Below are 14,740 nucleotides of genomic sequence, written 5' to 3'. Positions count from 1 at the left end.
CCGGTCCGGTACGAATGGCTGTCGCGGCGGCGACCTGTGGGCTCATGCTCACTCCCCTGACAGCGTGCGGCAGCGCGCACGAGGGGCAGAAGGACGACACGAAATCCGGCAGCGCCACGAACCGGAAGGCGCCGACCGCCGACCTCAAGCGCATTCCCGACGTGGGCGACCGGCTGTACGCGCAGATACCCGAGAACTCGCGTCAGGTCGTCGCGGTCTACGGCGTGGGCAAGAACTCGGCCGACTCCACCGTCGTGCTGTACACGAAGCACGGCGCCACCTGGGACACCACCGGCAGATGGAAAGCCCACAACGGAAGGAAGGGCTGGACCACCGACCATCACGAGGACGACAAGCGCAGTCCGGTCGGTGTATTCACGCTCACCGATGCGGGCGGTGCCCTGGCCGACCCGGGCGCCCTCCTCCCGTACACACAGTCGGCGTCGATCCAGGCCCCGCGCTACTGGTCGAAGCCGTACTGGCACGACTTCGATTACGTCATCGCCATCGACTACAACCGCGTCAAGGGCACTGCGCCCAACGACCCCACGCGCCCGCTGGGACAGTCGAAGGGCGGCAGCATCTGGCTGCACATGGACCACGGCAGCGGTACGTCGGCCTGTGTGAGCCTGCCCAAATCCGCCATGCAGCTGCTGCTGCGCACCCTCGACCCGAAGCAGCACCCGGTCGTGGTGATGGGCGACAAGACCACGCTCCGCGCGGCCTGACCGCTCCCCTCTCGTCGCGCCCACTCCTGCGAGGGGGAGCGGATCGCTGCGGGCGTGGGAAGGGATGCGGTCGTTCCGGGGAGGCGTCAGGGCCGCGTCGCCCGCTCCAGCTCCATCAGGACCGAGTAGTACTCGCGCCCTGTGGCCCGGTCCATGCCGATCTCGCACATCCGGTTGGCGGAGAGATACGCGTCGTACTCGCGCGAGTTCACCTCGGCGGCCTCCTTGGCCGTCGCCGACGCCGTCAGCTCCTTGTGCAGCATCCCGCGGTCGCCCGCGAACGCGCAGCACCCGGCGTCGTCCGGGACGACGACCTCCTCCGCACACGCCTCGGCGACCGTACGCAACTGCTCCACGTCACCCAGATGCTGCATCGAACACGTCGGGTGCAGGACCGCCGAACCGGTCTTCCGCAGGATCGTCAGCTCCGGCAGCAGCTCGTCGGCCGCCCAGACGAGAGAGTCGACGACGGTCAGCTCCCGGTGCAACTCCCGGTTGTCCCCGGTGAGATACGGCACCACCTCATGGGCGATACCCAGCGTGCACGACGAGGCGTCGACGACCAGCGGAAGCCTGCCGCCCGCCGTCCAGCCCCAGGCGGCTTCGACGATGCGGTTGGCCATCACCGCATTGCCCTCGTCGTACCCCTTGGAGTGCCAGATCGTCGCGCAGCAGGTTCCCGCGACATCCTCCGGGATCCACACCGGCTTTCCGGCGCGGGCCGAGACGGCGACGACGGCCTGCGGCAGCGAATGGCCGCGATGGCCTCCGGGGCCGGCGAAGATCCGGTTCACGCAGGCCGGGTAGTAGACGGCGCTCGCTCCGACCCGCGAGGTGCGGGGCAGTCTGCGAGCGGCGGCGCCGGGGATCTCCGGGAGCCACTCGGGCACCAGATCGGGGCGTACGGCCTTGCGGGCGAGCCCGGTGACGGTCTCCAGCAGCCCGTCGCCGATCCTTTCCGCCGCGGCGACCGCCAGTCGCGCCGAGACCTCCACCGCCTTGAAGTTCTTCGCCGTGAGCGCCGCGATCCGCTCCTCGCGCGGCGAGTGCCGCTGGTGGCGGAAGTCCTTCATCATGGCGCCGGTGTCGATGCCGACCGGGCAGGCGAGCTTGCAGGTGGAGTCGCCCGCACAGGTGTCGACGGCGTCGTAGCCGTACGCGTCGAGCAGTCCGGTCTCCACCGGCGAGCCGTTCGGCTGCCGCATCATCTCCCGTCGCAGCACGATCCGCTGGCGCGGGGTGGTGGTCAGGTCCTCGCTGGGACAGGTCGGTTCGCAGAAGCCGCACTCGATGCACGGGTCGGCGATCAGCTCGACCTTGGGGATGGTCTTCAGCCCGCGCAGATGAGCCTTCGGGTCGCGGTCCAGGACGATCCGGGGTGCCAGCACCCCGTCGGGGTCGATGACCTGCTTCGTGCGCCACATCAGCTCGGTCGCCTTGGGGCCCCACTCCAGTTCCAGGAACGGAGCGATGTTGCGGCCGGTGGCGTGCTCCGCCTTGAGTGAGCCGTCGAAGCGTTCCACGGTCAGCCGGCAGAAGTCGTCCATGAACGCGGCGTACCGGTCGACGTCGGACGGCTTCGCCGCGTCGAAGGCGAGCAGGAAGTGCAGATTGCCGTGTGCGGCGTGGCCCGCGACGGCGGCGTCGAAGCCGTGCTCCGCCTGAAGCCGGAGGAGGGCTTCGCAGGCGTCGGCGAGCAACGACGGCGGGACCGCGAAGTCCTCCGTGATCAGCGTCGTACCCGACGGGCGGGAGCCGCCGACCGCGGTGACGAAGGCTTTGCGGGCCTTCCAGTAACCGGAGATGACCTTGGCCTCACGGGTGAACTCATTGGTCACCGAGGCGACCGGAGCGACAAGATCCAGCCCCTTGACGGCCGCGGCGGCCGCCCGCTCGTACGCCTCCTGCCCCGGTTCGTCCGGAGCCCGGAACTCCACCAGCAGGGCCGCGGTCTCCTTGGGCAGCTCGGCCCAGTCCGCAGGCACGCCCTGGACGCTCACCGAAGCGCGCAGCGTATTGCCGTCCATCAGCTCGACGGCGATCGCCCCCGCCTCGTTGAAGCGGGGCACGGCAGCCGCCGCGGCGGTCAGCGAGGGGAAGAAAAGCAGCGCGCTGGAGACCTTCCGGTCCAGCGGCAGGGTGTCGAAGACGACCTCGGAGATGAACCCGAAGGTGCCTTCCGAGCCGACCATCAGCCCGCGCAGGATCTGTACGGGCGTCGAGCCGTCCAGGAAGGCGTCGAGCCGGTACCCGTTGGTGTTCTTGATCTCGTACTTGGCGCGGATCCGGGCGATGAGCTCCGCATCCGCCTCGATCTCCGCCTTGAGGGCCAGCAGTCCCTCGCACAGCCGCGGCTCGGCATGCGCCAGCAGTTCGTCCGCCGCCGGATCGGCCGTGTCGACAACCGTGCCGCTCGGCAGCACGAAGGTGAGTGAGGAGACGGTGCGGTACGAATTACGGGTGGTGCCCGCAGTCATTCCGGAGGCGTTGTTGGCGACGACCCCGCCGATCGTGCAGGCGATGGCGCTGGCCGGGTCGGGGCCCAGCAGCCTGCCGTACCGGGCGAGGGTGGCATTGGCGCGCATGACCGTGGTCCCGGGACGGATACGGGCCTGCGCGCCGTCGTGCAGAACCTCGATGCCTGTCCAGTGGTGGCGGACGTCGACGAGGATGTCCTCGCCCTGCGCCTGGCCGTTCAGACTGGTGCCGGCGGCTCGGAAGACGACTTCGCGGCCCTTGCCGTGCGCGTACGACAGGATCGCCGAGATGTCGTCGATGTCCTCGGGGACCACGACGACCTGCGGGACGAACCGGTAGGGGCTGGCATCGGAGGCGTACTTCACCAGGTCCGAGACCTTCGACAGCACCTTCTCCGGCCCCAGCAGGGCGGTCAGCTCGCCGCGAAGCGGTTCGGGCGTGCCCGCCGCCCGGCCGTCGAGGACCCGGTCGGGGGATGCGGAACGCGCCGCACCAGGACGAAGGACTTCCGGCTTCGGCTCCAGCAGCGGCATGACGATGGTCCCCTCGGCGGATCGGTGCGGTACGCCCACCTTTCTACCAGCGAGGATCCGCACCGTTCATGACCGGTGCGACGATCGGGACGGTTCGCAGACAACGGTAGGTCCGCAGCTACCGGTACGGCTAACAGCGGCGCTCCGGCATTCCGGCGACCAGAGCGGAGAGCAGCCCGCCCAGTACGTCGCGCTGATCGGCGGTCAGTGGAGCCAGGATCTCCTCCGCGGCCGCCCGGCGCGCGTCGCGCAGCGACCGGAGCGTGACACGGCCCTCGTCAGTGAGCTCGATCCGGACCACCCGGCGGCTGTCCGGATCAGGGGCGCGGCGCACCCGGCCGCTCGCCTCCAGTGCGTCGACCAGGCTCGTCACGGCGCGCGGGACGACATCCAGGCGCTGCGCGAGATCCGCCATCCGGGGCGGTCCGTCGTAGTGGGCGACCGTGCGCAACAGCCGGAACTGGGCCGGGGTGATGCCTATCGGCTCCAGCTGGCGGCTCTGGATGCGGTGCAGTCGGCGGGTCAGCCGCAGCAACTGCTCGGCCAGCAGGCCGTCGGAGTCGGGGGAGTCCATACGGGAACAATATCAGGAGACCGCTCATTGTGAGTATAGGTAACAATGAGCTATGCTCTCAAAAGTTTGACTGCTGCCCGCGGCCGTCTCTCTGTCACGCCTGCCGAAGGAGCCCATGAAACCCGACGAACCCACGTGGACGCCCCCGCCCAGGGACGGCACGCAGCCGCCCGCCGAGCTGCGCCGGATCTTCCGCCTCTTCCACCCGTACCGCGGCCGGCTCACGCTGGTCGGACTGCTTGTCGGCGCCTCGTCACTGGTCTCGGTGGCTTCGCCGTTCCTGCTGCGCGAAATCCTCGACACCGCCATCCCCCAGGGGCGTACGGGACTGCTGTCGCTGCTCGCCCTCGGCATGATCCTCACCGCTGTGATGAACAGCGTCTTCGGCGTCCTGCAGACGCTGATCTCGACCACGGTCGGCCAGCGCGTCATGCACGACCTGCGCACGGCGGTCTACGCCCAGCTGCAGCGGATGCCCCTCGCCTTCTTCACCAGGACCCGCACGGGCGAGGTGCAGTCCCGGATCGCCAACGACATCGGCGGGATGCAGGCGACCGTCACCTCCACCGCCACCTCGCTGGTCTCCAACCTCACGGCGGTCATCGCCACCGTCGTCGCGATGCTGGCGCTCGACTGGCGGCTCACCCTGGTCTCGCTCGCACTGCTGCCGGTCTTCGTCTGGATCAGTCGCCGCGTCGGCCGGGAGCGAAAGAAGATCACCACCCAGCGCCAGAAGCAGATGGCTGCCATGGCGGCGACGGTCACCGAGTCCCTCTCCGTCAGCGGCATCCTGCTCGGCCGGACCATGGGCCGGGCGGACTCCCTCACCAAGGGCTTCGCCGAGGAGTCCGAGCGCCTGGTCGACCTCGAAGTGCGCTCCAGCATGGCCGGCCGGTGGCGGATGTCGACGATCGGGATCGTCATGGCCGCCATGCCCGCTGTCATCTACTGGGCCGCGGGCCTCACCCTGCAGTCCGGCGGACCCGCGGTCTCCATCGGCACACTCGTCGCCTTTGTCTCGCTCCAGCAGGGCCTCTTCCGGCCCGCCGTGAGCCTGCTCTCCACCGGAGTGCAGATGCAGACATCCCTCGCGCTCTTCCAGCGGATCTTCGAGTACCTCGACCTCAGGGTGGACATCACCGAGCCCGGGAATCCCGTCCGGCTGGAGAAGATCCGCGGCGAGGTCCGCTTCGAGGACGTCGACTTCAGCTACGACGAGATGAGCGGCCCGACCCTCACTGGTGTCGATGTCACCGTGCCGGCCGGCGGCAGCCTCGCCGTCGTCGGACCCACCGGCTCCGGCAAGTCCACGCTCAGCTACCTGGTGCCACGGCTGTACGACGTCACCGGCGGCCGGGTCACGCTCGACGGCGTCGATGTGCGCGATCTGGACTTCGACACGCTCGCCCGGGCCGTCGGCGTGGTCTCCCAGGAGACGTACCTGTTCCACGCCTCGGTTGCCGAGAACCTGCGCTTCGCCAAACCTGACGCCACCGACACCGAGATCGAGGCAGCCGCCCGCGCGGCGCAGATCCATGACCACATCGCCTCGCTGCCCGACGGCTACGACACCCTTGTCGGCGAGCGCGGCTACCGCTTCTCGGGCGGTGAGAAACAGCGTCTGGCCATCGCCCGCACGATTCTGCGGGACCCGCCCGTCCTCATCCTCGACGAGGCGACCAGCGCCCTCGATACCCGCACCGAGTTCGCCGTGCAGGAAGCGATCGACGCACTGTCCGCCGGACGCACCACGATCACGATCGCGCACCGCCTCTCCACCGTTCGCGACGCGGACCAGATCGTCGTCCTGGACGGCGGCCGGACCGCCGAGCGCGGCACCCATGAGGAGTTGCTCCAGCAGGACGGCCGCTATGCCGCCCTTGTCCGCCGGGACACCCAACTCGACCCCGTGGCAAGCTGATCGGGAGGCTGAGAAGGGGGCGCGAGGGGGGCGGGGCCGGTTCTCCGTGCGGCATGATCGCCGTCCATGAGAGCTCTGCTCGGGGTGGAACTCCCCGGATACCGGCCCGTGGACCACGACATATGGGCGAACGACGAGGGCGACGTGCTGTCGGTGCATTTTTTCGGACTGCCGCCGGACCTGCCGGCCGGGCTCGACGACGGCCCGACGCTGCGGGAGTCGCTGACCCGCTACACGGCACAGGCGGGCGGCGGCCTGATCGAAGCGTCGGTGAAGCGCCTGGGGGAGCTGCCCGCACTGCGTCAGATACTCAAGCTGCCTCTGCCGGGACAGCAGCACGGACAGGCGTTCATCGGAAGCTTCACGGTGCCGCGCGCCGGGTGCAGCACGGTGGTGAAGGTCCAGGCGGCCGAGCACGGTATGACAGGGATGCGGGAAGCGGTGGTGCTGGCGAAGGTGGGGCCGGAACAGTACTTCCGGTCCCACCCCTACGCTCCTGACGTCCAGGGCGGGCTGCCGTTCCACGCGGCGGATCACGAGCGGTGGGATGCCGAGTTTCCCGACCACCCCCTCACCCGAGTCCGCCGCACCCTTGGCGCGCTCGCGGGGGCGGTCACCGTGGTACCCGAGTTCGCCGCCCTGCCCGAGTTCACCGGGCCGGGGAGCCGAGGCTGAGACCGCACACGCGACGGCGCCGCCGCTCCCGTGGGACGGGGAGCGGCGGCGGCCGGGTGGAGCAATGGTCAGACGAGCCAACCCACGAAGTGGACGATGCCGGCGAGCAGGTTGGTGATGAGGTTCATTCGGTGTTTCTCCTCGTACATGGTGCATATGTGGGACTGCGCAGTTGCGGTCTGCAGCCCGTCGGCTGCGCCCTGTAATCATCCGATGGCGTAGAGGAGTTGAGCAACGAATAGCCATACGATCACGCGTTCAAGCGAACACCCGATCCCCTGTTCCTGTGTTCTGTTCGTCCGGTACGGGGCCCGTGTCGCCCGGGCCAGGGCGACACGGGCCGGGGCGACACGGGGATACCGTGCCCGCATGGTGAACGAGTCCCCGGACACCCGGCCCCGCCACAGGATCCGGCCGACCCGGCGCGGGCGTCTGGCGTTGCTCACGGGCGTCGTCCTCGGTATCGCGGCAGCCGTCCTCGTACCGCTGCTGACCAGGGAGGCCAAGGTCGGCCGGCCGCCACGCACCCTGGTCATCCCCGAGGGCCGGCGGGCCTCCCAGGTGTACGCGGCCGTGGACAAGTCCCTCGACGTGCCGCCCGGCACCACCGAGAAGGCCGCCGGTACGGCGGACCTCGCGCTGCCGCCCGAGGCGAAGGGCAACCCCGAGGGCTACCTGTTCCCGGCGACGTACCCCCTCGCCGCCGGCGCCACCCCGACGAGCCTGCTGACGTACATGGTGGACACGGCGCGGCAACGGTTCGGCGCGGACCACATCGCCGCAGGGGCCAGGCGCAACCACGTATCCGTCCATCAGACCGTGACGATCGCCAGCGTCGTGCAGGCCGAGGCGGACACCACGGCCGACATGGGCAAGGTGTCCCGTGTCATCTACAACCGGCTGGCCAAGGGCATGCCGCTCCAGATGGACTCCACGCTCAACTACGCGCTGAACCGCAGCACTCTGGACACCACTACCGGCGACACCAGGATCGACAGCCCGTACAACAGCTACGAGCGCAAGGGCCTGCCGCCCACCCCCATCGGCAACCCGGGGGAGCAGGCGATGGAAGCGGCGATCGCGCCGATGCCGGGCCCCTGGCTGTACTTCGTGACGGTTGCACCCGGGGACACCCGGTTCACCGACAGCTATGCCGAGCAGCAGCGGAACGTCCAGGAGTTCAACCGTATCCGGCGTAGCGCGAGCGGCAGTTGAAGGCGACGGACATGCGCGCGGTGTCACGCAGGCCGGTGTCACACCAGCGCGGCGGTGGGCCCGCCTCCACGTTCTACGGTCCTGTCTCCACCTGCCCTGTCTGCAGTGGTCCTGTCCTCGGGGGACTTGAGCAGGCGCGTGATCGCCCGCACCGCCGTCCGCCCCGCCCGGTTGGCCCCGATGGTACTTGCGGAGGGCCCGTACCCGACGAGATGGATGCGCGCGTCCCGTACGGCCTGCGTGCCCTCGACCCGGATACCGCCGCCGGGCTCGCGCAACCTCAACGGCGCGAGATGGTCGATGGCGGCCCGGAATCCGGTCGCCCAGAGGATGACATCGGCGTCCACCGTCCGGCCGTCGTCCCAGGCGACCCCGGTCGGAGTGATCCGGTCGAACATCGGCAGCCGGTCGAGCACCCCCTCCGCGCGGGCCTGCCGGATGGCGTCGGTCAGCGGCAGTCCGGTCACGCTCACCACGCTCAGGGGCGGCAGCCCCCGCCGTACGCGCTCCTCCACCATGGCCACGGCGGCCCGCCCCAGTTCCTCGCCGAACGGCCCTTCCCGGAAGACCGGCGGCCGGCGCGTCACCCAGAAGGTCTCTGCCGCCACCTCGGCGATTTCCATCAGATGCTGCGTGCCGGAGGCCCCGCCGCCGACCACGATCACCCGCTGCCCGGCGAACTCCTGAGGGCCCGGATAGTTCGCGGTGTGCAGCTGGCGGCCCCGGAAGGTCTCCTGGCCCGGGTAGCGCGGCCAGAACGGCCGGTCCCAGGTGCCCGTGGCATTGATCAGGGCGCGGGTGGCGTACATGCCCTCGGAGGTCTCGACCGACAGCCGCCCGCCATCGCCCTCACGCACGGCGCTCACCTCGACCGGCCGGTGAACCCGAAGGCCGAAGGTGCGCTCGTAGGTGTCGAAGTACTCGCCGATCACCTCGGACGACGCCCGGCTGTCATCGGCGCCGGTCAGTTCCATCCCGGGCAGCGCGTGCATCCCGTGGACCTTGCCGTATGTCAGTGACGGCCACCGGAACTGCCACGCGCCGCCCGGACGGGATGCGTGGTCGAGCACGACGAAGTCGCGGTCCGGCTCCAGGCCGACGCGCCGCAGATGATAGGCGCCGGACAGACCTGCCTGTCCGGCGCCGATCACGACCACGTCCACGTCGCGTGCTTCGCCGACCCCTGAGTTGTTCACGCTTCTACAACTGCGCGGGGGTCCGGGATGTTCCCGGTCAGCGGCCCCCGGCGATCAGCAGCGGAGTCCCGCCCGGCGCGGAAGCCGGGCGCCCGTTCGCGGCAGGCACCCCGAGCAGAGGCGAAGCCGGAACGGTGGACAGCAGTCCGCGCGCCGCCAGCTCCGGCGTGACGCCCTCACCGAACCAGTACGCCTCCTCCAGATGCGGGTATCGGAGAGCACGAAGTGCTCCACACTCAGCGCGTGATACTCCTCGATCCGGTCCGCGACCTCCGCATGACTGCCGACCAGCACGGTGCCCGCACCGCCCCGCACCAGGCCGACACCCGCCCACAGGTTGGGCGATATCTCCAGCTTGTCGCGCGAGCCGCCGTGCAGCGCCAGCATCCGCTGCTGTCCCAGCGACTCGCTCCGCCCCAGCGCCTGCTGCGCGGTGGCGATCGTCTCCGGGTGGAGATCGCCGAGCAGCCGGTCCGCCGTCGCCCAGGCCTCCTTCGCCGAATCGCGTGAGATGGTGTGCAGCCGGATTCCGAACCGGACATGGCGACCCTGCTCCGCCGCGAGCCCGCGGATCCAGTCGATCTTCTGCTTCACGGCCGCCGGCGGCTCGCCCCAGGTCAGATAGACATCGGCGTGCGCTGCGGCCACCGGCCCGGCCGCCGCCGACGAGCCGCCGAAGAAGATCTCCGGCAGCGGGTCCGGAGGCAGCGCCGTCAGCCCGCCCTCCACCTGATAGTGCGCACCGTCGAAGTCGTACGGCCGGCCGCTCCACACACCCCGTACCACCGAAAGGAACTCCGCGGTCCGCGCATAACGCCGGTCGTGGTCCAGATGGTCGCCGAACCGCCGCTGCTCGGTCGAGTCGCAGCCCGTCACCACATTGAGCAGCAGCCGGCCCCGGGTGATCCGCTGATACGTCGCGGCCATCTGCGCCGCCAGCACCGGCGAGATCACCCCCGGCCGGAATGCCACCAGGAACTTCAGCCGCTCGGTGTGCTGCGCCAGCGCCACCGTCGTCAGCCAGGCGTCCTCGCACCAGGTGCCGGTCGGCGTCAGCACCGCCTCGAAGCCCAGCTGCTCGGCCGCCTTGGCGATCTGCGCCAGATACTCGATCTCGGGCGCCCGGACCCCGCTCACCGGAGTGATCCGGTCCCGCTTGATCCCGCCGTCGGTGTACGCGTGCCGGTCGACGAGCGTGCGGCCGTCACCGCCCGTGGGCAGGAACCAGTGCAGATGAACATTCATGACGAAGCCTTTCCGTACGAGCGGGGGGCTGCCGAGGACGCGGGCAGATCGCGGTTGAACCGGGTGTCGACGTAGTCCTTGAAGGCGAACCGGCGCGGAATGAGCTTCAGATCGGCGAAGGTGTCGGCAATCACCTGCTCGGACGCAATCGCCGCCGGGTCGACGGCAACGGGCACCCGCGTCCCATGGCTGCGTTTCACGGCGCCCAGGGCCACGGCATACGGCAGTCCGGTCTCCTTCGCCCAGACCTTCGCCGACGCCTCCGGGTGCTTGAACACCCAGCTCTGCGCCCGCTGCAGACGGACCAGCAGATCACCGATCGCCTTGGACTTCGCGGTGTCCTTCAGGGCCGCGGGAGAGGCGACCTGGAAGCTGAGGCCGTTGACGATCCCCTCACCCGTGGTCAGTACCCGCGCCTGCGCACTGCGCAGGACCTGCGAGGTGTACGGATCCCAGATCGCCCAGGCATCGACCTTGCCCCGGCTGAACGCAGCCAGTGCATCGGCCGGCTGAAGGTACTTCAGCCGGACGTCGGAGACGCCGAGCCCTGCCGCCTTCAGCGAGGCGATCAGCTGGAAGTGGGCGGAGCTGCCCTGCGCCACCGCAATGGACTTGCCCTTGAGCTGCGCGGGCGACTTCAACGGGGAGTCCTTCGGGACCACGATCGCCTCTCCCGCCGACGAGCCGTGGGAGGCGCCCACCACCACGATCTTCGAATCGGAACCCGCGGCGAAGACCGGCGGTGTGTTGCCGACACCGCCGATGTCCACGGCCTCGGCGTTCACCGCCTCCAGAAGCGGCGGTCCGGAGGTGAAGGTCGACCACTTGATGCGGTAGTCGAGATCGTCGAGCTCTCCCGAGGCCCGCAGGATGGCCTCGTAACCCCCCTTCTGGTCACCGACGTCGAGCGTGACGCCGCCCTTTCCGTCGATGCTGTCCGCGGTGGACGCGGACGAGGCACCACCGCAGGCGGTGAGCAGCAGGGCGAGCGGCAGAAGCAGAGCGGGCAGGGTGCGGCGTCGTCTCATGACATGCCTCTTTCCTCAAGATCGAACGCATGGGGAATGTGTGCTGGTAGCTGAGTAACTGGTCAGGGCCGGCCGGTCGGCTGTCAGGCGGCCCTGGCCGGAGCGGTGTCCTCCGCGACACCCAGCTCGGTCAGCAGCCGGGAGCGCAGCGCGGCGAACCCCGGACCGGCCACGGTGCGCGGCCGGTCCAGATCAACGGGTGTCTCGTACGCGATGGCGCCGTCCCGCATCACCAGCGCACGGTCGGCGAGCAGCATCGCCTCGTCCACGTCATGCGTGACGAGCAGTACCGCGCAGCCGCGCCGCTGCCAGAGCTCGGCGACCAGCTGCTGGGCCTTGATCCGGGTCAGCGCGTCGAGCGCGCCGAACGGCTCGTCGAGCAGCAGCAGATCGGGTTCGCGTACCAGGGCCCGCGCCAGCGAAGCCCGCTGCGCCTCACCACCGGAGAGCGTCTTGGGCCACGCCCCGGACCGCGCGCGAGCCCGACCTCCTCCAACGCCTGCTCGGCCACCGCCCGTTCGGGCTTGCCCGGCAACCCGAGCAGCACATTGCGCCAGACCCGCCCACGGCATCAGCCGAGGAGCCTGGAAGGCAACAGCCCGCCGCCTGGGCACCAGCACCGTGCCCGTGATGTCGCGGTCGAGTCCGGCCAGCACCCGCAGCAGAGTCGACTTCCCGCAGCCGCTGCGCCCCAGGAGCGCGGTGAACTCCCCGGCGCGCAGGGTGAGATCGAGCCCGTTGACGACGGCCCGTCCGTCGAAGGAGCGGGTCAGCCCCTCCACCTGCACGGCGGTGTCGGAAAACCGGGCGCTCACTGGCCCGTGAAGGTCGGTCGCCATTGCAGCAGCAGCCTTTCGAGTACCCGGACGATGACATCGGCGGTGAGACCGAGGAAGGCGTAGACGACGAGGCAGACGACGATGACGTCGGTACGGAAGAACTCCCGGGCCTGGTTCATCAGGAAGCCGATCCCGGCGTCGGCGTTGACGGACTCACCGAAGACCAGCGCCAGCCAGGCGGTGGCGAGCGAATAGCGCAGCCCCGTCATGGCCCCGGGCAGCGCACCCGGCAGCACAACGTGCCGGATGAGCCCCCAACGCCCGAGCCCCAACGACTGCCCCGCTTCTATGAGTTGCTCGTCGACGCCGCGGATACCGGCGTACACATTGAGATACAGATGAAAGGCCACGCCGAGCGCGATCAGCGCCACCTTCGGGGCCTCACCGATCCCCAGCCAGATGATGAACAGCGGGATCAGCCCCACCCAGGGGACGGTCCGCAGCATCTGCACGGTCGCGTCCACCAGATCCTCACCGAGCCGGGACAGCCCGGACACCAGCGCCAGCGCGGTCCCGACGACACCACCGAGAACCAGGCCCACGGCAACCCGCTGGAGCGAGATCGCCATCGCCGAGGGCAGCGTCCCGTCGGCGATCAGATCCGATCCGGCCCGGGCGATGGTTCCGGGCGACGCGAGCACATCGGGATGCAGGACACCGGTCGCACTGAGCACCTGCCACAGCACGAGAAGCAGCACCGGGCCGACGGCGCGTCGCAGCGGGCGGGGTACGGACCGCAGCCGCGAGCCGCGAGCCGCGGGCGGATGTCGGCACGACGGGCTCGAGCTGGACCGTCCGACAGGAATCGGGTGTATCGCTTTTCTCTGATATATCCGGCGGGGCGAGAGCATGGCCAAGGGTCATGAAGGCTCCACGAGCAGTCCACGGACGGGGAATGGGCACGGCTCGACAGCCCGCCACCCCGACGGCGGACCCGTTACGGCACGGCGGGCTACGACAGGGGAAGGGCAGGGTGGCGTACGACGAGGCGCCTACGGCAACAGAGCGGTCCGCGAGCCAGGTGCGGGCCGAAAGACCCCTTGTTCACCTGCGGAATTCGTGCTGAAGGAACGTCAGCAGCCGCGACAACACGCGGCAGAAGCCACCCGCAGCAGGTCGATGTGACCGCGCGAAGTGAGCAGAGCTGAACGGAACATGTCGCCGAACGTAGCGACGCACCCCGGAACCGGTCAATGCTGTCTCGGCACGTGGACGCGCCATCTCGTGCCACGAGCGAGAAGATGGGGGCATGCCCGATGCCTTCAGCACCAGCGTTCTTCACATCACGACCGGTGGTACCGAGACGGTCACCGATCTGACGGACGACTGCGCACAGTTCCTCACCCGCGCCGCCGTCGGCCGGGACGGCCTGCTCAACATTTTCGTGCCCCACGCAACCGCCGGAATCGCCATTCTGGAAACCGGCGCAGGCAGTGACGACGACCTACTCGCCTCCCTCCACGCACTGCTCCCCGCGGACGACCGCTATCAACACCGCCACGGCAGCCCTGGCCACGGCCGCGACCACGTACTGCCGGCCCTCATCGCACCGCACGCCACATTGCCGGTGATCGGCGGACGGCTGGAACTGGGTACGTGGCAGTCGGTGTGCCTCGTCGATACAAACAGGAGCAACACCAACCGTAACGTCCGGTTGAGCTTCTTCGGCTAGCGAGTCGCTTCGGTGGCACTGTAGAGGGGAAGTCCGGCCGCGCCAACTGAGTGGTGCGCACGGTTGCCCGTCGGTCCGCAGGTTACTGAGCTTCGCTCCACCTCGTGCGCAGGGGAAGCTCCCTTCCGCGTCGTCCACCTGTTCCCGATGACCTCGCACGTGGAGTGCGTGGCGATTTTGGAGCCCGCCGAGAAGGGTGCCTGACCTGCGGGTTTGTGGCTCGGGTGGGTCGCTCGACCGGTTTTACTCCGTGTAACGGGTCGAGCGGACCGACTGACCCTGAGGGCGATTGACCTGCGGTTTCATCGCGGCAACGCTTGCATCCGCTTCGGTTTCAGACCTCCTTCGAAGTTTCTTGACGCTCAGATGACGCTTGCTTTGAGGCTCTGCCCTTCCGACGCACACGCCGGAGTCGCGTACGGCACTTCTCTACCCGGTGGTCACCCCGCGGGCGTCTCCACCCACGTTGCCTGGGGTCTCGTGTTCGCCACCGGGTTCTGGAGCAAGCCGGAATCGGCCTACATTGACTTCCCCGCACACCCAGGGCTTGATCAAGTTCCGTAGGTGTCCGGATCGTTGGTGATGCCCAGGATGGGGAGTGCTCGTTGGGGCTCGTCGCGGATCGCCCGGGTCGTC

At 69.4% G+C, this 14,740-nt stretch carries 12 protein-coding genes and 1 pseudogene; 5 read left to right on the top strand and 8 right to left on the bottom strand.

Going from position 1 to position 14,740, the window contains the following annotated elements:
* Nucleotides 1–14: 14 nt before the first annotated feature.
* A complete protein-coding gene (locus ABZV38_RS18585) occupies nt 15–728 on the top strand; it encodes a hypothetical protein (protein WP_356328375.1) in 714 nt (237 codons plus the stop codon).
* Between the two features lie 86 nt (nt 729–814).
* Here ABZV38_RS18585 and ABZV38_RS18580 read toward each other — a convergent pair whose 3' ends face one another.
* Together ABZV38_RS18580 and ABZV38_RS18575 are read right to left on the bottom strand one after the other, a co-directional pair.
* Entirely contained in the window at nt 815–3,739 is a 2,925-nt protein-coding gene (locus ABZV38_RS18580; RefSeq protein WP_356328251.1) for an FAD-binding and (Fe-S)-binding domain-containing protein, read from the bottom strand.
* A gap of 130 nt (nt 3,740–3,869) precedes the next feature.
* Nucleotides 3,870–4,313, bottom strand: coding sequence for a MarR family transcriptional regulator (locus ABZV38_RS18575; RefSeq protein WP_356328250.1), 444 nt, complete (start codon nt 4,311–4,313; stop codon nt 3,870–3,872).
* Nucleotides 4,314–4,428: 115 nt separating this feature from the next.
* Here ABZV38_RS18575 and ABZV38_RS18570 point away from each other — a divergent pair, with 115 nt between their 5' ends.
* The 3 genes from ABZV38_RS18570 (at nt 4,429) to mltG (ending at nt 8,124) form a co-directional block, all read left to right on the top strand.
* Complete coding sequence (locus ABZV38_RS18570; RefSeq protein ID WP_356328248.1) at nt 4,429–6,234, top strand: ABC transporter ATP-binding protein; 1,806 nt, start codon at nt 4,429–4,431, stop codon at nt 6,232–6,234.
* A gap of 66 nt (nt 6,235–6,300) precedes the next feature.
* Nucleotides 6,301–6,909, top strand: a complete 609-nt coding sequence (locus ABZV38_RS18565; protein WP_356328247.1) for a hypothetical protein — start codon at nt 6,301–6,303, stop codon at nt 6,907–6,909.
* Nucleotides 6,910–7,278: 369 nt separating this feature from the next.
* The gene (gene mltG, locus ABZV38_RS18560; protein WP_356328245.1) at nt 7,279–8,124 is read left to right on the top strand and encodes an endolytic transglycosylase MltG; all 846 of its coding nucleotides are present in this window, start codon (nt 7,279–7,281) and stop codon (nt 8,122–8,124) included.
* Between the two features lie 38 nt (nt 8,125–8,162).
* On the opposite strand, the gene ABZV38_RS18555 is transcribed toward mltG, so the two are convergent.
* From ABZV38_RS18555 to ABZV38_RS18530, 6 genes and pseudogenes are all read right to left on the bottom strand, one after another.
* Nucleotides 8,163–9,320 (bottom strand): NAD(P)-binding domain-containing protein, encoded by a 1,158-nt coding sequence (locus ABZV38_RS18555; RefSeq protein ID WP_356328243.1) that lies wholly within the window; start codon nt 9,318–9,320, stop codon nt 8,163–8,165.
* Between the two features lie 37 nt (nt 9,321–9,357).
* Nucleotides 9,358–10,565 (bottom strand): annotated as a pseudogene (locus ABZV38_RS18550) (LLM class flavin-dependent oxidoreductase).
* Nucleotides 10,562–11,593 (bottom strand): ABC transporter substrate-binding protein, encoded by a 1,032-nt coding sequence (locus tag ABZV38_RS18545; RefSeq protein ID WP_356328241.1) that lies wholly within the window; start codon nt 11,591–11,593, stop codon nt 10,562–10,564. Before ABZV38_RS18545 ends, ABZV38_RS18550 begins: the two are co-directional and overlap by 4 nt.
* An 83-nt stretch (nt 11,594–11,676) precedes the next feature.
* Nucleotides 11,677–12,408: an ABC transporter ATP-binding protein gene (locus ABZV38_RS18540; protein WP_356328239.1), complete on the bottom strand. Its 732-nt coding sequence runs from the start codon at nt 12,406–12,408 to the stop codon at nt 11,677–11,679.
* The gene (locus ABZV38_RS18535; RefSeq protein WP_356328237.1) at nt 12,405–13,130 is read right to left on the bottom strand and encodes an ABC transporter permease subunit; all 726 of its coding nucleotides are present in this window, start codon (nt 13,128–13,130) and stop codon (nt 12,405–12,407) included. The genes ABZV38_RS18540 and ABZV38_RS18535 overlap by 4 nt, the downstream gene beginning before the upstream one ends.
* A gap of 375 nt (nt 13,131–13,505) precedes the next feature.
* Nucleotides 13,506–13,589 carry a putative leader peptide gene (locus ABZV38_RS18530; protein WP_311307964.1) on the bottom strand — a complete coding sequence of 28 codons (84 nt, stop codon included), beginning with the start codon at nt 13,587–13,589 and terminating at the stop codon, nt 13,506–13,508.
* 92 nt (nt 13,590–13,681) lie between these two features.
* Between ABZV38_RS18530 and ABZV38_RS18525 the strand changes: the two genes are divergently transcribed.
* Entirely contained in the window at nt 13,682–14,104 is a 423-nt protein-coding gene (locus ABZV38_RS18525) for a secondary thiamine-phosphate synthase enzyme YjbQ (protein ID WP_356328236.1), read from the top strand.
* Nucleotides 14,105–14,740: the final 636 nt, after the last annotated feature.

It is taken from the genome of Streptomyces sp. NPDC005181 (genome assembly GCF_040608395.1).
GTDB lineage: Bacteria > Actinomycetota > Actinomycetes > Streptomycetales > Streptomycetaceae > Streptomyces.
The sequence above is the reverse complement of the archived record's forward strand: the minus strand, read 5'-3'. Positions and strand labels throughout refer to the sequence as shown.

Excerpts from the sequence above, each read along its gene's own strand:
- ABZV38_RS18580 (WP_356328251.1), bottom strand. The coding sequence starts at position 3,739 with ATGCCGCTGCTGGAGCCGAAGCCGGAAGTCCTTCGTCCTGGTGCGGCG.
- ABZV38_RS18570 (WP_356328248.1), top strand. The coding sequence starts at position 4,429 with ATGAAACCCGACGAACCCACGTGGACGCCCCCGCCCAGGGACGGCACG.
- mltG (WP_356328245.1), top strand. The coding sequence starts at position 7,279 with ATGGTGAACGAGTCCCCGGACACCCGGCCCCGCCACAGGATCCGGCCG.
- ABZV38_RS18545 (WP_356328241.1), bottom strand. The coding sequence starts at position 11,593 with ATGAGACGACGCCGCACCCTGCCCGCTCTGCTTCTGCCGCTCGCCCTG.
- ABZV38_RS18565 (WP_356328247.1), top strand. The coding sequence starts at position 6,301 with ATGAGAGCTCTGCTCGGGGTGGAACTCCCCGGATACCGGCCCGTGGAC.
- ABZV38_RS18525 (WP_356328236.1), top strand. The coding sequence starts at position 13,682 with ATGCCCGATGCCTTCAGCACCAGCGTTCTTCACATCACGACCGGTGGT.
- ABZV38_RS18575 (WP_356328250.1), bottom strand. The coding sequence starts at position 4,313 with ATGGACTCCCCCGACTCCGACGGCCTGCTGGCCGAGCAGTTGCTGCGG.
- ABZV38_RS18585 (WP_356328375.1), top strand. The coding sequence starts at position 15 with ATGGCTGTCGCGGCGGCGACCTGTGGGCTCATGCTCACTCCCCTGACA.
- ABZV38_RS18530 (WP_311307964.1), bottom strand. The coding sequence starts at position 13,589 with ATGTTCCGTTCAGCTCTGCTCACTTCGCGCGGTCACATCGACCTGCTG.